Annotated in this window: 18 protein-coding genes; 9 read left to right on the top strand and 9 right to left on the bottom strand. The window is 55.1% G+C overall.

Annotated elements, in window-relative coordinates:
- Positions 1 to 6: 6 nt before the first annotated feature.
- Positions 7 to 915 carry a LysR substrate-binding domain-containing protein gene (locus BDE40_RS11505; protein ID WP_134014657.1) on the bottom strand — a complete coding sequence of 303 codons (909 nt, stop codon included), beginning with the start codon at positions 913 to 915 and terminating at the stop codon, positions 7 to 9.
- Between the two features lie 102 nt (positions 916 to 1,017).
- On the opposite strand from BDE40_RS11505, the gene BDE40_RS11500 reads away from it, so the two are divergent.
- Genes BDE40_RS11500 through BDE40_RS11475 form a run of 6 tightly spaced genes read left to right on the top strand, consistent with a single transcriptional unit; the run spans position 1,018 to position 7,315 of the window.
- Positions 1,018 to 2,088, top strand: a complete 1,071-nt coding sequence (locus BDE40_RS11500) for a dipeptidase (RefSeq protein ID WP_134014656.1) — start codon at positions 1,018 to 1,020, stop codon at positions 2,086 to 2,088.
- Between the two features lie 52 nt (positions 2,089 to 2,140).
- Positions 2,141 to 3,736 (top strand): ABC transporter substrate-binding protein, encoded by a 1,596-nt coding sequence (locus tag BDE40_RS11495; RefSeq protein WP_134014655.1) that lies wholly within the window; start codon positions 2,141 to 2,143, stop codon positions 3,734 to 3,736.
- Entirely contained in the window at positions 3,737 to 4,810 is a 1,074-nt protein-coding gene (locus BDE40_RS11490) for an ABC transporter permease (RefSeq protein ID WP_121027272.1), read from the top strand.
- Positions 4,810 to 5,721 carry an ABC transporter permease gene (locus BDE40_RS11485; protein ID WP_073141866.1) on the top strand — a complete coding sequence of 304 codons (912 nt, stop codon included), beginning with the start codon at positions 4,810 to 4,812 and terminating at the stop codon, positions 5,719 to 5,721. Before BDE40_RS11490 ends, BDE40_RS11485 begins: the two co-directional genes overlap by 1 nt.
- The gene (locus tag BDE40_RS11480) at positions 5,721 to 6,578 is read left to right on the top strand and encodes an ABC transporter ATP-binding protein (protein WP_134014750.1); all 858 of its coding nucleotides are present in this window, start codon (positions 5,721 to 5,723) and stop codon (positions 6,576 to 6,578) included. The genes BDE40_RS11485 and BDE40_RS11480 overlap by 1 nt, the downstream gene beginning before the upstream one ends.
- Positions 6,575 to 7,315, top strand: a complete 741-nt coding sequence (locus tag BDE40_RS11475; protein WP_134014653.1) for an ABC transporter ATP-binding protein — start codon at positions 6,575 to 6,577, stop codon at positions 7,313 to 7,315. Before BDE40_RS11480 ends, BDE40_RS11475 begins: the two co-directional genes overlap by 4 nt.
- On the opposite strand, the gene BDE40_RS11470 is transcribed toward BDE40_RS11475, so the two are convergent.
- The 4 genes from BDE40_RS11470 to BDE40_RS11455 form a co-directional block, all read right to left on the bottom strand.
- Entirely contained in the window at positions 7,312 to 8,265 is a 954-nt protein-coding gene (locus BDE40_RS11470) for a sugar kinase (RefSeq protein WP_134014652.1), read from the bottom strand. The two genes, BDE40_RS11475 and BDE40_RS11470, sit on opposite strands and share 4 nt — an antisense overlap.
- Positions 8,266 to 8,289: 24 nt before the next feature.
- Positions 8,290 to 8,601, bottom strand: a complete 312-nt coding sequence (locus tag BDE40_RS11465; RefSeq protein WP_134014651.1) for a cupin domain-containing protein — start codon at positions 8,599 to 8,601, stop codon at positions 8,290 to 8,292.
- A 135-nt stretch (positions 8,602 to 8,736) separates the two neighbouring features.
- Positions 8,737 to 9,480 carry an SDR family NAD(P)-dependent oxidoreductase gene (locus BDE40_RS11460; protein WP_134014650.1) on the bottom strand — a complete coding sequence of 248 codons (744 nt, stop codon included), beginning with the start codon at positions 9,478 to 9,480 and terminating at the stop codon, positions 8,737 to 8,739.
- 145 nt (positions 9,481 to 9,625) lie between these two features.
- Positions 9,626 to 9,814, bottom strand: coding sequence for a hypothetical protein (locus tag BDE40_RS11455; protein WP_134014649.1), 189 nt, complete (start codon positions 9,812 to 9,814; stop codon positions 9,626 to 9,628).
- A 444-nt stretch (positions 9,815 to 10,258) separates the two neighbouring features.
- Between BDE40_RS11455 and BDE40_RS11450 the strand changes: the two genes are divergently transcribed.
- Genes BDE40_RS11450 through BDE40_RS11440 form a run of 3 tightly spaced genes read left to right on the top strand, consistent with a single transcriptional unit; the run spans position 10,259 to position 15,583 of the window.
- Positions 10,259 to 10,813, top strand: coding sequence for an ImuA family protein (locus BDE40_RS11450; RefSeq protein WP_134014648.1), 555 nt, complete (start codon positions 10,259 to 10,261; stop codon positions 10,811 to 10,813).
- Positions 10,755 to 12,233 carry a Y-family DNA polymerase gene (locus tag BDE40_RS11445; protein WP_134014647.1) on the top strand — a complete coding sequence of 493 codons (1,479 nt, stop codon included), beginning with the start codon at positions 10,755 to 10,757 and terminating at the stop codon, positions 12,231 to 12,233. Before BDE40_RS11450 ends, BDE40_RS11445 begins: the two co-directional genes overlap by 59 nt.
- Entirely contained in the window at positions 12,230 to 15,583 is a 3,354-nt protein-coding gene (locus BDE40_RS11440) for an error-prone DNA polymerase (protein WP_246030426.1), read from the top strand. The genes BDE40_RS11445 and BDE40_RS11440 overlap by 4 nt, the downstream gene beginning before the upstream one ends.
- A gap of 13 nt (positions 15,584 to 15,596) precedes the next feature.
- Here the strand turns inward: BDE40_RS11440 and BDE40_RS11435 are convergent, their stop codons facing one another.
- From BDE40_RS11435 to BDE40_RS11420, 4 genes are all read right to left on the bottom strand, one after another.
- Positions 15,597 to 16,757, bottom strand: coding sequence for a WD40/YVTN/BNR-like repeat-containing protein (locus tag BDE40_RS11435; protein ID WP_134014646.1), 1,161 nt, complete (start codon positions 16,755 to 16,757; stop codon positions 15,597 to 15,599).
- Positions 16,758 to 16,937: 180 nt separating this feature from the next.
- A complete protein-coding gene (locus tag BDE40_RS11430) occupies positions 16,938 to 17,993 on the bottom strand; it encodes a YeeE/YedE family protein (protein ID WP_246030425.1) in 1,056 nt (351 codons plus the stop codon).
- Positions 17,994 to 18,037: 44 nt separating this feature from the next.
- Positions 18,038 to 18,346: an ArsR/SmtB family transcription factor gene (locus BDE40_RS11425; RefSeq protein WP_134014747.1), complete on the bottom strand. Its 309-nt coding sequence runs from the start codon at positions 18,344 to 18,346 to the stop codon at positions 18,038 to 18,040.
- A gap of 139 nt (positions 18,347 to 18,485) precedes the next feature.
- On the bottom strand, positions 18,486 to 18,857 hold the full coding sequence (locus tag BDE40_RS11420; protein ID WP_162848076.1) for a hypothetical protein: 372 nt from the start codon (positions 18,855 to 18,857) through the stop codon (positions 18,486 to 18,488).
- Between the last annotated feature and the right edge of the window lie 35 nt (positions 18,858 to 18,892).

Raw genomic sequence — 18,892 nt, 5'->3', positions numbered from 1 at the left:
TCGGGTTCAGGCTTTCTCGGAAAACACATCCTTTGGCGTGTGCAATCTCAGGTGACGGATAAAAGCGCGGGCGACGCGTGACATTGGCCTGTGATCCGGCGTGACAAAATAGCTGCGATACGCAATCTGGGAGGCAAATGGCCTGAATACCACATCGTCCGAGCGGTACTGAACAATAGGGAACGGGTTGACGATGGTGAGGCCAAGACCTTCTTTTGCGAGGTCGACAGCTGCGATTGACGTCGACACTTCCGCGACCAAGCGAGGGGTGCTTCGTGCGCTATGCAGCACTTTGTCCAACTGGGCCCTTCGAGCATGGCGGTGGGTCAATGCGATGAGCGGCTGGCCGTCTAAGTCCTCTGGACGAATTGTGCTATGCTCGGAAAGTGGATGATCGCTGGCCATGACGCAAACGGCGCTGGACGTTCGGAACAGCGAAAGTTTCACGCCATCACGCGACAGTTCAACACCCGTGAAGCCAAGGTCGAACCTTTCGTCAAGGATGCCGCGAATGACATCTTCCGAGGAAGCCACCTCGAGGCTGATAAAAAACTGAGGATTTGTTTTAAGAAAAGTTGCCACTTGATGGACCAGAAACCGATGTGCGTAGGTCGGGGGAGCGACTATCCGCAGAGTTTCCGGAGTTGCATCGGGAGGGCCGTCAATTCGATCCAGTGCTAGAAACAGCTGATCGAGCCGACGGTTCAATCGCGTGGCTTCGTCTGTCGGGCGTAACCGGCCGCCCTCGCGCTCGAACAACATCCGCCCTGTGCGCGCCTCTAAACTGGCAATCGAGCGGCTGATCGCAGACTGCGACAAGCCCAGTCGAATAGCGGCCTTAGACGTCGTGCCGCTCTCCATTAATGCGCGCAATGCCTGATACTCTGGCAGGCTATGCCAAGTCTTTGTCGCCATTTTGTCCTCTGCGAAAGCCTCATTGAGCTATGAATTAATATCATGTCATTAGATGTGGTCCATGAGAATTGCTGGCATAAGATGAAGTGTATTCTTGGGGGGATGGGAATTGTGAGCAAAGAAACTTCGCCGTTGGTCTTTGATGGCCACAACGATGTTCTTCTGAAGCTTTATCGTGCGGGTGGGGTATCTGCTTCCGATAGCTTCGCGACTGGACGGGAAGGTGCTATCGACATGCCATCCGCCAAGATAGGTGGATTTGGCGGCGGCTTTTTCGCAGTCTATGTTCCGTCCCCGGTCGATCTTGAGTTTAAGTTCGAGGAAATGGCGAAGCCTGCCTACGACCTTCCGCTTCCGGATCCGATTGATTGGGAAGACGCGTTTCCCGTTGTGATGTCTCAGGCTGCCATTCTCTTTGATCTGGAAAAGCGCGGGGCGTTAAAGGTTTGCAAATCTGCCGCCGATCTCCGGGCTACGCTGGGCAGCGGCAAGTTAGCAGCGATTTTTCACATCGAAGGTGCGGAAGCCATCGACGCTGAGTTGAACACGCTCGAAGTATTGTACCAAGCCGGGTTGCGCTCGCTGGGGCCGGTTTGGAGTCGTTCCACGATCTTTGGTCACGGCGTTCCCTTCCGCTATCCTAGTACACCCGATATTGGTTCGGGCTTAACCGATCACGGTTTGCGGTTGGTGAAGCGCTGTGACGAGTTAGGAATAATGGTAGACTTGTCACACCTTAATGAAGCAGGCTTCTGGGACGTGGCGCGGCATTCGTCGAAACCGCTTGTCGCAACCCACTCCAACGCCCACGCGATCTGCCCGCATAGTCGTAATTTGACTGACAAGCAGCTGGCGGCGATCCGTGAAAGCGATGGCATGGTGGGGCTGAATTTTGCGGTGGCCTTCCTGCGGGATGACGGACGCATGCTGGCGGATGTGCCACTGGAGCAAATGCTTAGACATCTTGATCATTTGATCGAGCATCTGGGCGAAGACCGTGTCGGACTCGGCTCGGACTACGATGGGGCGGTTGTGCCAGAAGAGCTCACTTCTTGTGCAGGATTGCCAAAACTACGGCACGCGATGGCGAAACACGGCTATGACGAAACGTTGATAGCCAAACTTTGCCACGAAAACTGGTTGCGCGTGCTGGAAAAAACATGGGGGGCATAACCCCTTACGGCCAGAAAGATTTCAGTGAAACGGAACAGGAGAGGTTCTAGAAATGAATGCTTTAAACAAACTACTGACGAGCGCCGCAATCGGCCTAGCCGTAGGTGTGACATCGTTCTCGGCAATTGCCGAAACGCCAGCGAACATGTTGGTTATCGCCAACCGGATTGACGACGTGACCACGGTAGACCCGGCAGAAAGCTTTGAATTTGCCGGATCTGACATCAGCCGCAATGTTTACAACCGTCTGGTCAATCTTGACCCGATGGATCTGGCCGCGGGCTACCAGCCTGACCTCGCAGAAAGCTGGGAAGTCTCGGAAGATGGCAAGACAATCACATTCACCATGCGTGAAGGTGTGAAGTTTCATTCGGGCAACCCTGTACGCGCCGAAGACGCGGCATTCTCGCTGCAACGCGCGGTGATCTTGAATAAAACGCCTGCATTTATCCTGACGCAGTTCGGCTTTACGCCTGAAAACGCCGCCGAGACCATCAAAGCCGACGGCAACAAGCTGATGATCACGACAGATAAGAAATACGCCACGTCCTTCGTGCTGAACTGCTTGACCGCTACCATCGGCGGGATCGTGGACAAAGAAGTTGTCATGGCCAATGAGGTCGATGGCGATATGGGCAACACGTGGCTCAAAACCAACTCCGCAGGCTCCGGCCCTTACAAACTGGACGGATGGAAGCCAAACGAAAGCGTTACGTTGTCTTCTAACCCAGACTACTATGGCGGCGCGCCGACCATGGAGCGCGTTATCGTTCGTCACGTGACGGAAAGCGCCTCGCAGCGTCTCCTGTTGGAGCGCGGCGATATCGACATTGCCCGCAACCTGAATCCGGAAGACGTTGCAGGCGCTTCCAGCACGGACGGCGTCAAGATCGAGGACGAGCTGAAAGGCCGTTTGATGTACTTAGCTCTGAACCAGAAGCATCCTGTGCTGTCCAAGCCAGAGGTCCGTCAGGCTTTCAAATATCTGATCGACTATGAGGGCATGCGCGACAGCTTCCTGAAGGGGCAATATACGATCCACCAGAACTTCCTGCCTGCGACCTACCTTGGTGCTTCGGAAGAAAACCCGTTCTCCTACAATATTGAAAAGGCAAAAGAGCTTTTGGCTGCTGCCGGTGTTGAAAACCTAGAGGTCGAGATTGGCGTTCGCGAGGCGCAAGAGCGTATCGAGATCGGTCAATCCTTCCAGAACGCGGCTGCACAAGCTGGCATTAAGGTGAACATCACCGTGGGTACTGCGAAGCAAATCCTTGCTCGCTACCGTGCCCGCGAGCTGGACGTTTATCTGGGCGCTTGGGGGCCAGACTATCCTGACCCACAGACCAACGCAGGTACGTTTGCCTATAACCCAGACAACTCTGACGCAGCCAATGCGACTGGCTTGTTGGCTTGGCGCACGGGTTGGGATGCTGGTGGTCTGACCGAAAAGGTTGATGCCGCAGTAACCGAAGGTGACCGTGAGAAGCGGGTTCAGATGTATCTGGATATCCAAAAAGAGTTCCGCGAGATCTCGCCCTTCGTGATGATGTTCCAGCAAATCGAGCAATCTGCTCTGCGTGACAACGTCATGAACTGGTCCACAGGTCAGGCTGTGACATCTGCAGCTTACTGGCAGGTCACGAAGTAAATGGCCCTCACTGAGGACAACAACCAGAGGCGCCCCACACGGGCGCCTCTGACAGATCAGGTTTGGCCGTTTCTTCGGACAACGATGCTGACGCTCGGATCAATTGCGGTCACGCTCTTGGGCTTGCTGTTCATCACTTTCGTTATCGGCCGCGTTATGCCGATTGATCCTGTGCTTGCCATAGTTGGGGAACGCGCTTCACAGGAAACATATGACACCGTTTACCTTCAGCTGGGGCTCGACAAACCGCTGATGGTTCAATTTTTCTATTATCTTTGGGACGTGCTGCACCTGGATTTTGGCACCTCCCTCTTGAACGCGCGGCCTGTGTCCGAGGACATTGCGCGCGTCTTTCCCGCCACGCTTGAACTGGCCACGATCGGCATCATTTTTGGCGTCGTATTGGGCGTGCCGCTGGGTGTTCTGGCCGCCGTGCGCAAAGGATCATGGATCGATCAGATCGCGCGTGTCGTGGCGCTGGTCGGGTATTCCATGCCAATTTTCTGGCTGGGTCTGATGGGCTTGCTTGTGTTTTACGGCATCCTCGGCTGGGTCGGTGGGCCGGGCCGTGTGGGTATCTTCTATGTCGATGTGGTGCCAAGTGTAACTGGCCTGATTTTGGTGGACAGTTTACTGGACGGCAATTGGGATGTGTTCAAGGATGCCTTCAGTCACATCATCCTGCCTGCGTCGTTGCTGGGCTACTACTCGCTTGCTTATGTGAGCCGGATGACACGGTCGTTCATGCTGGAGCAGCTGAGCGCCGAATACATCACGACGGCCCGCGTCAAAGGCATGTCGGAATGGGATGTGGTGTGGAAGCATGCGTTCAAGAATATCCGCGTGCAGCTGATTACTGTGATCGCACTCAGTTACGCCAACCTGCTTGAAGGGTCGGTGTTGACCGAGATCATCTTCAGTTGGCCAGGCATCGGTAGCTACATCACAACGGCGCTGCTCAGTGCTGACATGAATGCCGTCTTGGGCGGAACTGTGGTCGTGGGTCTGATTTTTATCCTGCTCAATATTCTGTCGGACCTGCTCTATAAGGTCTTTGATCCGAGGGCTAAATAATGGCCGAGACACAAACAATGCGCGAATGGCTTTTAGCCGAGACACCGACCTCGCGTCGCCACGCAAAGATATCTGCCCTGTATCAGGGGTGGTTGTCCTTCCGGTCCAACACCATGGCGATGATCGGGTTGGGCATTCTGGTGTTGCTTGTTTTCATTGCAGCCGCGGCACCATTGCTTTCCCCGCATGATCCCTTTGTGCAGGATCTCGGTAACAGGCTCGCTCCACTGGGCACAGATGGCCATATATTTGGCACTGACAGCCTTGGACGCGATATCCTGTCGAGGCTTATCTACGGCGCGCGTATCACGCTTTATATCGTTGCACTGGTTGCATTGATCGCACCTATTGCGGGTCTTCTTGTGGGGACAGTGTCGGGCTATGTCGGCGGTTGGACCGACACGGTTCTGATGCGCATCACCGACATCTTTCTGGCATTCCCACGGCTGGTTCTTGCGTTGGCTTTCGTCGCGGCCCTTGGTGCAGGGATCGAGAACGCTGTGTTGGCGATTTCGCTGACCGCATGGCCCCCTTACGCTCGCATTGCACGGGCAGAAACACTGACGATCCGTTCCTCCGACTTCATCAGCGCCATCAAGTTACAAGGTGCAGGACCGCTCAGGATCATCACCAAACATATCTGGCCGCTCTGTATCTCGTCACTCATTGTTCGGGTGACGCTCGACATGGCGGGGATCATCCTTGCTGCGGCGGGTCTTGGCTTCCTTGGTCTAGGTGCGCAACCGCCTAGCCCGGAATGGGGCGCTATGATTTCCGAAGGACGGCGGTTCATCTTGGATTACTGGTGGGTCGCAACCATGCCCGGCCTCGCGATCTTCACAGTGTCGCTGGCTTTCAATCTGTTGGGTGACGGTTTGCGCGATGTCCTTGATCCAAAGGCAGGTGAATGATGAGCACTCTACTGGATGTCCAAAACCTTTGGGTGCGGTTTCCGACCCGAAATGGTGTGTTCGATGCTGTCCGTGGTGTGTCTTTCACCCTTGGTCGAGAGCGACTGGGGATCGTCGGCGAAAGCGGCTCAGGCAAGTCGATGACGGGCCGCGCGATCCTTAGGCTGATCCGGTCGCCGGGAATTGTGGAAGCGGATCAGATCAGCCTTGAGGGGCAGGACCTGATGAAGCTGTCCGAAAAGGACATGCGTGCGGTGCGCGGACAACGCATCAGCATGGTGATGCAGGACCCCAAATTTTCGCTCAATCCGGTGATGACCATCGGGGACCAGATTATCGAGGCGTATCGGCTTCATAACTCGGCGTCGAAGGCCGACGCTTACAACAAGTCGCTTGAAATGCTTGAAGCAGTGTCGATCCGTGACGCCGAGCGCGTGATGCGTGCCTATCCGCACGAAATGTCAGGTGGCATGGGACAACGCATCATGATTGCGATGATGCTGATCCCGAACCCCGAGATCCTTATCGCGGATGAGCCGACTTCGGCACTCGACGTATCGGTGCAGCGGCAGGTGCTCGATATTATGGATAAGCTGGTCAAAGAACGGGGCATGGGGCTGATTTTTATCAGCCATGACCTGAACTTGGTTGCCGATTTCTGCGACAGGGTTTTGATCATGTATTCTGGGCGGATCGTGGAGGTGTGTGATGCCGACAAGCTGCACGAAGCCAAGCACCCCTATACCCGCGGTCTGTTGAATTCACTTCCACGACTGGACGCGCCGCGCGAAAGGCTCGAAGTGCTAGAACGCGACCCGCAATGGTCGGAGGCACCAAGTGTGAGTGGCAGCGAATGAATATGCTTGAAGTGGCTGGGCTGAACGTATGGTTTGGCAAAAACCGGGACCGCGTGGATGCTGTGAAAGGTGCTACGTTCGATGTGGGTCAGGGCGAAAGCTTTGGATTGGTGGGTGAAAGCGGTTCGGGGAAGTCGACTATTCTGCGTGCGATAACGGGCTTGGCCCCAAACTGGTCCGGGACCATGACGCTCGGCGGAAAGCCAATCGGGAAGAAGCGGCCCAAGGAGTTTTTCAAAACCGTGCAAATGGTGTTCCAAGACCCCTATGCATCACTCCATCCGCGCCACTCTGTCGATCAGGTGCTCGGTGAAACACTGCATCTTCATGGGTTCAAAGACATTGATGCGCGAGTCGTGAAGTTGCTGGACGATGTAGGGTTGGGGCAAAAATTCCGGTTCCGGTATCCCCACCAATTGTCTGGTGGCCAGCGTCAGCGAGTGGCGATTGCCCGTGCATTGGCACCTGAGCCGGAACTGCTTTTGTTGGATGAACCGACGTCAGCGTTGGACGTGTCTGTTCAGGCAGAGATATTAAACTTGCTTGCCGACCTTCGGAACGATCGTGGGCTGACCTACTTGATGGTGTCTCATGATCTGTCCGTGGTTGGACATATGTGCGATCGTCTGGCGGTCATGAAAGATGGCGAAATCGTAGAAATTCTGGACGTCGTCGCGCTGCGGGCAATGGATGCAACGCACGCATATTCGAGACAGCTCCTAGAGGCGTCCCTTTAGCTTGCGATCTGTTTGGGATCGATAGGAACCAAAGCACCCCTGCGGCCGATGACCTGACCGGCAATTTTAGACGCAAATAGAATTTTGTCTTCTATGGACGTGGCATGATCCAACGCAGCAAAGAACCCTGCATTGAAGCTGTCGCCTGCTGAAGTCGTATCAATGATATTACTGATCGATGGCGGCTCAATATGGTGGCTGATGCCGTCGTGGATATAATGGATCGCACCTGCACCGTTCTTGATCACGATCGTTTTCGCACCTGCGTTCAAATAGCGGGTGCCAGTCGCGTCGATGTTCGCGTCTCCGAAAAAATCGGCCTCGTCGTCGTAGGATGGCAGGATGATATCGCTTACCGCTGCGGCTTGCATGACGGTTGCCGTCATCTCACTGATGCTATTCCAAAGACGGGGACGCAGGTTCGAATCGAACGCGATGGTCTTTCCATTGGCGTGGGCGGTTTCCAATGCGTTCAACAAGGTTTTGCGACCCTGAGCATCGAGGATCGCGAGAGTGATGCCGGAGAAGTAAATCAGATTGGCCTCCTGCATTGCATTGGCCAGCAGTGCCGTATCGTCCGCGAGCGTCCGGGCTGCCGACTGGTCGCGCCAGTAGGAAAAACTCCGTTCTCCGTTTTTGAGCGAGATGAGGTATAGCCCGACGGATCGCTTCGGGTCTTGCTTGATAAATGTCGTGTCGACACCAGCACTGGACATCATGTCCAACATGGACTGCGACACCGCATCGGCCCCGACACGACTGAAATAGCGGGTCGCGATGTCGGGGCGAAGGGTGCGCAAATACCACGCCGTGTTGAAGGTGTCCCCAGCAAAGCCCATGTGAAAGTCGCCTGCCAGTTCGGCGGGAGCCATTTCGACCATGCACTCTCCAATCGACAGAAACCTGTCGAATTTTTTGAGGATTTGGTGCGTTGGTCTAGGTGTCGTCATTAGATATGACCTTGTCTCGTGAGGTTACAAAAAGTCGTCTCGGCGAGGCGTGAAGCAGTCCACAAGCGTTCCAGGCTCTAGGCAAACACATCCGTGTACAGCGCCGGATGGAATGACAAAACTATCCCCGGGCCCGACTTCAAAGGTTTCGTCGTCGATGGCGAAGCGAAACCGGCCCTCAGCAACATAGGTGGATTGCACATGCGGGTGGTTGTGCAGCGATGCTGCCGCTCCCTCTTTGCCGAAGGCGAAAGTGACCACCATCAGATCAGGATGGTCCGCCATGACTTGCCGCGTGACGTTTGCTTCGGTTTCGACGATTGGAAATGCACTCATCTCGGCAATGCTCCTCACTTTCAACACCTCGCACTCGGCAAAGGTAAGATCATCTTTCTCACTAAACCTGGATGGCCCACTGCCTTGTCTTGGCAATGGGCCGGATAGCGTTTGGTTCACTCTAGGCTGTCAAAGTTAGCTGAACAACATGCCGCCATTGATGTCGACATTCGCCCCAGTGATGAACGCGCTATCTTCGCAGGCGAGGAACAACACGAGGTTGGCAATATCTACGGGCAGGCCTTGGCGCTTCATCGGTGCTGCGTTTTCTACGATTTTGCGCACTTCTGGTTTGGTGAAGATGTTGTGGAAGTCCGTGTCGATCATGCCGGGGCAAATCGCGTTGACGCGGATATCGGGGCCCAGCTCTTTGGCCAAACCGCGGGTCATTGTCATCACCGCCCCCTTGGACGCAGCATACGCCACCGATCCGGGGCCTCCCCCGTCGCGGCCGGCCTGACTTGCGAGGTTCACGATCGCGCCGGACTTCAGATGCGGCAAGCACGCCTTTATCATCAAGAACGTGCTGGTCAGGTTCAGGTCCAAGACTTTGTTCCAGTGTTCCAGCGACATTTCGGCAATCGTCTTACGAGCAATCAGGCCACCGGTGTTGTTGACCAGAACGTCGACACCACCGAAATCTGCCACGACTTTTTCGACGAGCGTATCTACCCCTTCTTGTGTGTTCAGATCGCCTTGAAGCGCAAAGGCCCTGCCACCAGCCGCCGAGATTTCAGCGACGGCATTATCCGCACCTTCACTGCTCGAGAAGTAGTTGATGGCGACGTTGGCACCTTCTTCTGCCAGTCGGATGGCACAAGCCCGCCCTATATCGCGCCCGCCACCCGTGATGATAGCCGTTTTGCCTGCGAGTTTCATATGGAATCCTTTCCGTGGTGTTACTTGGTCGGCTGTTTGCCGCTATTGAAATTCTGTGGCTCGACAACCTTGAAGCTGCGGCGCGATCAGGTGTCGGATGGCTTTGGAAAAGTTCGCCTTGAACCGTGTTCTTACCTGTAGGCGCTCAATCTCGGAGGGGTTCCGTGTGAGCTTTTTCGAAACCAGCGATTGTGCGCAGCGTGGTCGATTTTCCATATTTCAGCGGACCTTCAAGAACGACGAATTCTTCTTCATCCACTGCAAGATCGGCCCTATGAACGATCTTAACGGCACCATACGCCTTAACATTTTCGTTAAGTTGAACCCCTGACATTATCCCTCCCTGCGATGCGCAGCGTTTCGAAAAGTGCTGACCTATTTCTGAGCTTTGGCTTAAATTCGATTCTTGAACGCATCCTGAATTCTCGATCTAGCATACTAGTAACCTTATTGATGTGCTAGCATTAAAATTGTGAATCCGGCGATCAAGGGAAGGGTCGGTTCTCGATTCAGAAGAGTTTTAAATAAAAATCAAAGAGGGAATTGTGACTTCTATCGCCGTTCCAGATGCACCGTTTGCGAACGCAAAGGGCTGCACTCTTCGGCCTTACCAAGCTTTCTTCCGATCCTGTTGCTTTTGCCCTTTCCCAACGGCTCAAACTGCCTGCCTTCCATTTGCGTTTGTTTAAGAGAGAGGGGAATCGCGGGCTTAGATGGAGATCAGTGACCTGACCGAGTACCCTTTGAAACACGATAGGTTCGGTATAGTTTTGTTGGAATGACATCTGATTTGGTCACATATTTTCCGTTGCGAAAGGCGCGCGTTCATGAGGTTTATGGACCTGGTTCGCTGAGCTTTGCCGCTGTTGCTGCAGCTCAAGCGGGAGGCGATGTTTTCTGGATTCGCGAGAGGTGGCGACCGGAGATTTTAAACCCGATAGGATTAAGTGCGTATGTTGATCCTTCGAAGTTTTTGATTGCACAGGTCAAAGATCAGGCTGAAGGGCTGGCCGTGATGGAAGATGCTTTGCGGGATGGACACTTGTCACTCGTCGTCATGGAACTGGGAGAGCCTTTGGGCTTAACCGAAGGGCGGCGATTGCAGCTTGCGGCGAAGGCGGGGAAAACTATCGGACTTTGTCGTATCCCGGAAGGGATGGGGAGTAATGCCGCTGAGACGCGTTGGCATTGCACGCCAGTTTTCGATCGGGACGACTCGACTCTACAACGTTGGGAAATTACAAAGAACAAATCAGGAACATTAGGTGTCTGGCATGTTCGATGGAATACAACGTCGCGTCGTCTCAATGTGGTTTCCCCGGCTCTCAAGTGACCGGGATCTCCGGATGCGTCCGATTGACGGGCCGTTTGTCCTCACGTTCAAACAAAGCAACGCCAACCGCATTTATTGCTTAAACGCAGAGGCCGAGCGACAGGGCTTACATCGCGGGATGGCCTATTCCGATGCGCGGGCTTTTTGCCCCGATCTGCAAAGTCGCCCGGCAGATCCAATCGGAGATGAGCGATTTTTAAATGTGCTACGCCGATGGGCGACCCGCTATTGCCCGTGGGTCGGGCTGGAAGGTGCGGACGGTCTGGTGCTTGATATTACCGGTGCTGCGCATCTTTTTGGTGGCGAGGCGATGATGGTGACCGATATGCGCCAGCGACTAAGCAAAGCTGGGTTCTCGGTGCAGATCGGATTTGCGGATACACGCGGGGCGGCGTGGGGGCTGGCGCATTACGGCGAAGGGCTGGCTGAAACAGGTCGCACCTTGGACGCATTGGGGCCGTTGCCTGTAATGGCGCTGCGGCTGGAAGACAAAACCGTAACCGCTTTGCAGCGTTTGGGTTTGCGCACAATTTCCGATCTGGCCGGGTCACCTCGGGCGCCGTTGACGCGGCGGTTCGGGCCGGGGTTGATGATGCGGCTGGACCAAGCCCTTGGTCGCCAACCCGAGCAGATTACCCCGCTGGCGGACCCTCCCCATTATGGCGTGCGAATTACGTTGCCTGATCCTATCGGGCTGCATGATGACGTGATGGCTGGTACGTCTCGTCTGCTGGATAGCCTATGCGCCAAGCTCAAGACGCGTGAAGCGGGCGCTCGAATTTTGTGTCTGACTTTGCGACGGGTCGATCAGGAAGCGCAGGTCGTGGAACTGCGCCTTGCCCGCCCTTTGCGCGACCCGCAGCGTATCTTGCCACTTTTCGAGCGGGGTGTCGCGGATGTGGATGCGGGCTTTGGCATAGACCAGATGCGGTTGGAAGCGACGCAAGTTCTACCCTTGCCAGCGCAACAGATCAGTTCGGTCACCTCCTCTCGGAAGGATCAGTTGGAAGACCTGATTTCCCGTCTCGGGACGCGGATCGGGTTGGAAAATATCCAACGCGTTCTGCCCGCTGACAGCCATATCCCCGAACGGAGCTTTCTGGTTGCTCCGGCGGCCTATTCTGAACCCGAAGGTCCATGGGTCGCGTTGCGCCCACGCCCGTTAAGCCTTTTCCCGCCGGAACCCATTGCGGGCGTAGGGGCTCAGCCGCCAAAGCAGTTTCGATGGCGCAGGATGTCATTGTCCACAGCACGGGCAACAGGACCGGAGCGGATCACGCCTGAGTGGTGGTTGGAGGATGATAACTGGCGCTCAGGCGTGCGTGATTATTGGCATGTCGAAACACGGCAGGGGCGGCGGCTCTGGCTTTATTATACACCGCAAAATCCCGGCTGGTTTGCGCAAGGGGAATTTGTGTGACTGATCCTGTTCGCGAAACACGTCAACCAAGCGCTGTGCAAAGCAGCTATGCCGAGTTGTGCGTCACCACCAACTTCACGTTCCTCACAGGAGCCTCGCACCCTGAGGAGATCATGACCCGCGCCGCGGAGCTTGGTCTTGCGGCTGTTGCCATAACAGACCGGAATTCACTGGCAGGGGTGGTGCGGGCTTATTCGGCGCTAAAGCAGTTGAAGCGGGAGGCGGGTGAGGTCGTCAAAATTCGGTCTCAACATCGGATAGATTCCTCCTCGCGACAGCAAGTCGGGCACCCGGACGATATTCCGCGACCTAATGTTCCTCATCTGCCCAAATTGATCATCGGGTGTCGCCTTGTGCTTCGTGACAGTTCCGTGGAGTGGGTGGCGTTGCCTCGTGACAAGGCGGCCTATCAACGCCTGACCCGATTGCTAACTCTCGGCAAGCAGCGCGCTGAGAAGGGAGAGTGCCATCTCGACCTTGCTGATGTGCTAAAGGCTTGCAGCGGTATGACGCTGATCGCCTTGCCGCAAAGGGCATTGAGAATAGCGACCGTGCATATCCAGCGGGTTCAGAGACAATTTCCTGGTCACGTCTTTCTCGGTGCAGTTCCACGTTATGATGGATCGGATCAGACCTATTTTAATGCGTGTGCAGGGCTAGCGCTGAGGACTTCTGCCCCAATGGTGGCGGTGGGGGATGTCTTGATGCACCATGGCAGCCGCAAGCAGCTGGCCGATGTGCTAACTTGTATGCGAGAGCACATCACTATCGACCAGATCGGTACGCGTGCCTTGCCTAATTCTGAGCGCCGCCTGAAAGGCTACGCAGATATGGCGCGGTTGTTCTGCAATCATCCTGCCGTTTTACGCCGAACTCTGGAGATCACCGCGCGATGCAGCTTCTGCCTGAGCGAGTTAAGCTACGAGTACCCAGACGAGATATCCGAAACGGAAACGCCGTTGGAACGGTTGAAGCGTTTGGCGCATGAGGGCTTGAGACGTCGATACCGTAGCCAGCCATCGGAACGGGTCCACAAGCTGATGGAGAAGGAGTTGAAGCTGGTGGCGGAGCTTGGCTTTGCCGCGTATTTCCTGACGGTCTACGACATTGTTCAATACGCACGTTCTGTTGGCATCCTCTGTCAGGGTCGTGGCTCAGCAGCTAATTCTATCCTGTGTTATCTGCTGGGCATCACAGACGTTTCACCTGATCAAATCGCTATGGTGTTTGAGCGCTTTGTGTCGAAATACCGCGGCGAGCCACCGGATATCGACGTGGATTTCGAACATGAGCGGCGCGAAGAAGTGATCCAGTGGATTTATGAAAAATACGGCCGCCACCGCGCGGGGCTATGCGCTACGGTGATTCATTTCCGGTCTCGCGCAGCTATCCGAGAGGTGGGAAAAGTCATGGGGCTGTCTCAAGATGTGACTGCGAGCCTTTCAAGTCAGATTTGGGGCATGTCAAACGGCGGGGCGGACCCAGAACGGATCAAAGAACTTGGCCTTGATCCTACCGATCGTCGTCTTGCGCAAACCATCCGGCTGATCGGGGAGATTATCGGCTTTCCCCGCCACTTGTCCCAGCATGTGGGCGGCTTCGTTATCACAAAGGGACGGCTGGACGAACTGTGTCCTATCGAGAACGCGGCCATGGAAGACCGCACGGTGATCGAGTGGGACAAGGACGACATCGACACACTGGGTATTCTCAAGGTTGATATATTGGGGCTGGGGATGCTCAGCTGTATCCGCAAAGCCTTCGAGTTGATGGATGAGCATGAACACCAGAGGCTTGATATAGCCACGGTGCCACAAGAAGACACATCAACTTACCAGATGCTGCAAAATGCCGATGCTATAGGTGTGTTTCAGGTGGAGAGCCGCGCGCAGATGAATTTCCTGCCGCGAATGAAGCCGAAAACTTTCTATGATTTGGTGATTGAGGTCGCCATCGTCCGTCCCGGCCCAATTCAGGGGGGCATGGTGCAACCTTATATTCGGCGGCGACAAGGTCTTGAGAAAGCGGAGCCGTTTGGGCCAGCCTTGGAGGAGGTGACGAAGCGCACGCTCGGCGTACCGTTGTTTCAAGAACAAGCGATGCAGATCGCAGTGGTCGGTGCTGGGTTCACAGCGGAGGAGGCTGACCAGTTGCGCCGTTCTATCGCATCGTTCCGGCGTATGGGGACAATCAGCAAGTTTAAGGAAAAGTTTATCAACGGAATGCTGAAGAACGGCTATAGCCCCGAGGTGGCCGAGCGGTGTTTCAGTCAAGTCGAGGGTTTTGCGGATTATGGCTTCCCCGAAAGCCATGCCGCCGCCTTCGCCATGCTGGCCTATGTGTCGGCTTGGCTCAAATGCCACCATCCGGCGGTTTTTGCCTGCGCCTTGCTCAATTCGCAACCTATGGGGTTTTATGCCCCTGCGCAGATTGTGCGGGATGTTCGGGAGCATCAGGTAGAAGTGCGTCCGATTTGTGTGAATTCCAGCGGTTGGGACAACAGTCTGGAACGCAGGGCAGACGGGACGCTGACGTTGCGACTTGGGTTTCGACAGATCAAAGGTTTCAAGGAAGAAGACGCGGGCTGGATCGTGTCCGCGCGGGGTAACGGCTATCGCGATCCTGAGGCTGTTTGGCTGCGTGCCGGTGTGGCACCTTCGGTGCTGGAGCGGTTGGCCGAGGCGGATGCGTTCTCTGACATGGGGCTGACTCGCCGCGATGCGCTTTGGCTGGTGAAGGCGATCCGCAGTCAGAATTCGCTGCCGTTGTTCAACGATCCGATTGACGGAGAGAGTATCAACGAGCCGATGGTGGAGCTTCCGGCGATGCATCTGGGCGAAGAGGTGGTGGAGGATTACGTCTCCATGCGCCTGACCTTGAAGGCCCATCCGATGGAGCTTTTGCGCCCTTCGATGCCCGGTTTGACGCCGCATGATCAGTTGATCACGGCACCGCTACAGCGCATCAGTGTTTGCGGTCTTGTCATTACACGCCAACGCCCCGGCACCGCTTCGGGTGTAATCTTCCTGACGTTGGAAGATGAAAGCGGTGTTTCCAATGTTGTTGTCTGGCGTAAAGTTTACGAACGGTTTCGGCGCATTGTTATGGGGGGACGGCTTTTGCGTGTGACAGGATATTTGCAGCGCGAAGGCATTGTCGTTCACTTGATTGCACAAGAGATTGAAGACATGTCTTACCGTCTTACCGATCTGGGGCATCCGTTGGAGGCCGCTGTTGGCGTCACGCAACCGCAGGCTGACGATGCCCCACGTCGCCCAACGCAACAACCTCGCGCAATGCATCCTCGTGATCAGGCCAAAAGACTGTTCCCAAGCAGAGATTTTCATTGACTGGATTGAGACACTAAGTGTTCTCGAAAACTTCAACAGCCAAAATTGTCGGCAAGTGCCGCACGACCTCCTGCCAATTTTCACCTTCATCGAGGCTGGCAAATACGGACCCGCTATTCGTGCCGAAATAAAGACCTGCAGGGTCTTGTGTATCGCCTGCCATGGCTTGACGCAGAACTGTGAAAAAGCAGCTTTCTTGAGGAAGCCCGTTTCGCATGGCTTGCCAGCTGTCCCCACCGTCTTTTGACCGCCAAACGGCAGCCGCAGCATCCGGCGGGAAGCGCCCCGCACTGTCGCCGTTGAGAGGTAGGGTCCAAATCATGTTCGGATCGCGAGGGTGGATGCGGATTGGAAACCCGAAGGTCGAGGGTAGCCCTGTGGTGATATCATCCCAGCTGCGCCCACCGTCACCAGACCGCCAAACGCCATGGTGATTTTGCTGATACAGCAGATCATCTTTCCCCGGTGCTCGCATCATATTGTGAACGCAGTGGCCTGTTTCGCCATCACGCGGCGCAGCAGGGTGATCAACATGAACACACGCTTCCACATTGGACAGGCGGTTGCGCCGTTCCCAAGTCTTGCCGCCGTCTTCGGTGGCGAATACGCCAGCGGCTGAAATTCCGACCCAAAGCTTCTGCGGGTTTTGCGGGTCAGACACGATCGTATGGAGAACCAGCCCTGCGGCACCGGGATTCCAACTTTCCGCGGACTCGTGATTTGTGAGCTCCTGCATTGCAGCCCATGTTTTTCCATCGTCGTTGCTCACGAGAAGGTTGGCAGGTTTCGTACCCGCATACAGTTTGCCATGTGCATAGCCCAAAGACCAAATCTGAGAGAACTGTTCAGCGAAGGGCAGCGGCGTGTCCGTCCAGCCGATCATTTTCGCGAACTCGGGGTCGTTTGCAGCCCAATCGTCCATCGTGCCTTTGGTTAACCTTGTGACGTTCCAGCTTTCGCCTTCGTCGGTGGAGCACCAGACGCCCGCGCCCGACCACTCACCGCCGCCACCCGCCCAGAGAACCCCACGTTCGGAGTCGCCGGCTAGGTGGTTAATCGGCCAACCATCGCAAAAGGGTCCTTTGACCGTCCAGCCAGATCTATCAGCGCCACCTAACGCCAGGAAGGCCCCCTTTGTCGTGCCGATAAGGATGGTAACGCCATCAAGTTTCATGGTTTCTGTCCCCTCTTGCGTCATTCTAAATACCATAAACTTGGAGTTGTAGATAGCAGTCTGGAAATTCGATGAAACGAACTTGGCGGTGGTTTGGTCCGAAAGACATCGTTTCAATCGACGATGTTTTGCACATTCCTAAAACGTATCGGCGCGGTGCATGACAATGACCAGGGTAGGCTAGGAAGACCAAGCGAAACCGGTAATGAGTTGTCGCAACCCAAGGGCTGCCCCAGCGAATATTGCGGTAAATGTGATCGGTGCGCTAAAGGCCAAAACCGAAAACGCCGAGATTCCCTGACCGATGGTACACCCAACTGCCAAGACAGCGCCGAACCCCATGCACATTGCTCCGAGAAACTGACGCTTGAGTTCGCGCGGATCATCGCAGGCTTCCCACCTGAAATGCCCCTTAATCAGGCTTCCACAGAATGCCCCTGTCAAAACACCAAAGACCGATCCGACGGAAAAAGAGAGACCACCCCCGCTTGACGTCATCAAGAAGATCAGAGTTTCGCCGAGCGGTGCGGTGAAGGTATGGCTAATTACGGGTGCTGTGCTGAAACCTGTTGAGGCGACCCATTGTGTCCCAGCCCAGCCGCTTGCGATGGCGAGTCCGGCAAGACACGCCCAAGCAATGGATTTTGTATCTTTAAGGAAACTGCGAGAACTCAGTGCCAATAGTCCAATTCCCGAAGTCAGCATTAGGCCAATAAACGCCGTGGACAGGCCGCTTAAAGACGATATCAGCCCAGCGTATCCATGGCTTTCGACCGGTATCGTTGTGCTGTCAATGAACGCAACACGGGCTGTTGCAAATGGACCTGACAGCATCGCGTAAGCAGAAATGCCCATCACCAGAACAATCACGAAGGATCGCAAGTCGCCACCACCGAACCGAGCGAGCGCGCCAAAGCCGCAGTTGCCGGCAAGCGACATTCCGTAACCAAAGAGAAGCCCACCGACAACGCTGGCCGCAGGAGACCAGGGCGAAATTTGATAGACTGTCTGGGCAAGGTCTAGATGTCCCAATGCCACCAAAGTAAAGCTCCCCAAGCCTGCTACTGCAATGGCGAGCACCCACATGCGAAGTCTGATCGAGCTGTCCTGGTAGAGAAAGTCTTCAATTGCGCCCAGTGTGCAGAAGCGGCCTAGTCGAGCAGCAAGGCCCAACACCATGCCTCCAGCGAACCCAAAAAAGGTTAGCAGCCAAGCATCTGAAATATTGTCTAGCAATCGTCCTCCCCAATGCTCTCACCTAAGAGCCTCGAACACGGGTCTTACTTATTCTGACAGAAAAGGTCGTAGACCACGTCGAGTATCTGAACGGCGCGGCGATCTGTCAAACTGTAATAGATCGCCTTGCCATCGCGCCGCGGGGATACCAAGCCTTCGCTGCGCAGACGCGAGAGCTGCTGAGATACAGCTGCTTGACGGGCGGATAGTAGTTCTTCCAGCTCGGTCACCGATTTTTCACCAGTGGCGAGATGACACAAAATCATCAGCCGACCTTCGTGACTAATCGCTTTGAGGAAATTAGAGGCTGTGCAGGCGCTATCCATCATTCTCTCAATGTCTTCGTCGGACATATTCTTGGTGATGACAGGCAGGCTCATGGAACTATCGCTATTCAGCATTTTGGGATTCCTTTACATGCTGAAAGCTGCATGTGGCAATCCACTGGCCCCAAGAAGTCGGGCGCTGCGCTATATCGGTCACCTAGACGGGTCACTGATTTGCCTGTGTTGCATCTGGATGTGCATCAAGCATTTTGCCGAGTAGAAACCAGAAAAATTGATCGCCAGCATAGCCCTCTAGCCGCGCCAGCTCCTTGCCATCTTCGACCAGCACAAAGGTTGGGGTGAAAACGGGTTTCGAGGTGAATACGATATCATCTGGAAGATCACGGAGATCGACACGTCTTAACGGAGCGCGCTGACCTTCAGTTGTATTTGGGTAAGCTGGAGCAATCTCATTGTTCCACTGGGCGCACCAATGACATCCGTCTTGCTCGACCATCACGAGTTGAGCGGCGTGTGCGGAGATTGCGAATACTCCGGAGAGCAAAGCGCTGAGAAAGTAGAAACGAACAGCGGTCATGGCGGTTCCAGTTGACCAATTGCTAAAACATACAA

The organism is Litoreibacter halocynthiae (assembly GCF_004365635.1).
Lineage (GTDB): Bacteria > Pseudomonadota > Alphaproteobacteria > Rhodobacterales > Rhodobacteraceae > Litoreibacter > Litoreibacter halocynthiae.
Note: the sequence above shows the minus strand (reverse complement) of the source record. Positions and strands in the feature narration are given on the sequence as shown.

Coding starts and splice junctions, on each gene's coding strand:
- BDE40_RS11495 (WP_134014655.1), top strand. CDS start 2,141: ATGAATGCTTTAAACAAACTACTGACGAGCGCCGCAATCGGCCTAGCC.
- BDE40_RS11420 (WP_162848076.1), bottom strand. CDS start 18,857: ATGACCGCTGTTCGTTTCTACTTTCTCAGCGCTTTGCTCTCCGGAGTA.
- BDE40_RS11445 (WP_134014647.1), top strand. CDS start 10,755: ATGTTCGATGGAATACAACGTCGCGTCGTCTCAATGTGGTTTCCCCGG.
- BDE40_RS11460 (WP_134014650.1), bottom strand. CDS start 9,480: ATGAAACTCGCAGGCAAAACGGCTATCATCACGGGTGGCGGGCGCGAT.
- BDE40_RS11475 (WP_134014653.1), top strand. CDS start 6,575: ATGAATATGCTTGAAGTGGCTGGGCTGAACGTATGGTTTGGCAAAAAC.
- BDE40_RS11480 (WP_134014750.1), top strand. CDS start 5,721: ATGAGCACTCTACTGGATGTCCAAAACCTTTGGGTGCGGTTTCCGACC.
- BDE40_RS11500 (WP_134014656.1), top strand. CDS start 1,018: ATGGGAATTGTGAGCAAAGAAACTTCGCCGTTGGTCTTTGATGGCCAC.
- BDE40_RS11425 (WP_134014747.1), bottom strand. CDS start 18,346: ATGTCCGACGAAGACATTGAGAGAATGATGGATAGCGCCTGCACAGCC.
- BDE40_RS11450 (WP_134014648.1), top strand. CDS start 10,259: ATGACATCTGATTTGGTCACATATTTTCCGTTGCGAAAGGCGCGCGTT.
- BDE40_RS11485 (WP_073141866.1), top strand. CDS start 4,810: ATGGCCGAGACACAAACAATGCGCGAATGGCTTTTAGCCGAGACACCG.
- BDE40_RS11435 (WP_134014646.1), bottom strand. CDS start 16,757: ATGAAACTTGATGGCGTTACCATCCTTATCGGCACGACAAAGGGGGCC.
- BDE40_RS11465 (WP_134014651.1), bottom strand. CDS start 8,601: ATGAGTGCATTTCCAATCGTCGAAACCGAAGCAAACGTCACGCGGCAA.
- BDE40_RS11455 (WP_134014649.1), bottom strand. CDS start 9,814: ATGTCAGGGGTTCAACTTAACGAAAATGTTAAGGCGTATGGTGCCGTT.
- BDE40_RS11490 (WP_121027272.1), top strand. CDS start 3,737: ATGGCCCTCACTGAGGACAACAACCAGAGGCGCCCCACACGGGCGCCT.
- BDE40_RS11470 (WP_134014652.1), bottom strand. CDS start 8,265: ATGACGACACCTAGACCAACGCACCAAATCCTCAAAAAATTCGACAGG.
- BDE40_RS11505 (WP_134014657.1), bottom strand. CDS start 915: ATGGCGACAAAGACTTGGCATAGCCTGCCAGAGTATCAGGCATTGCGC.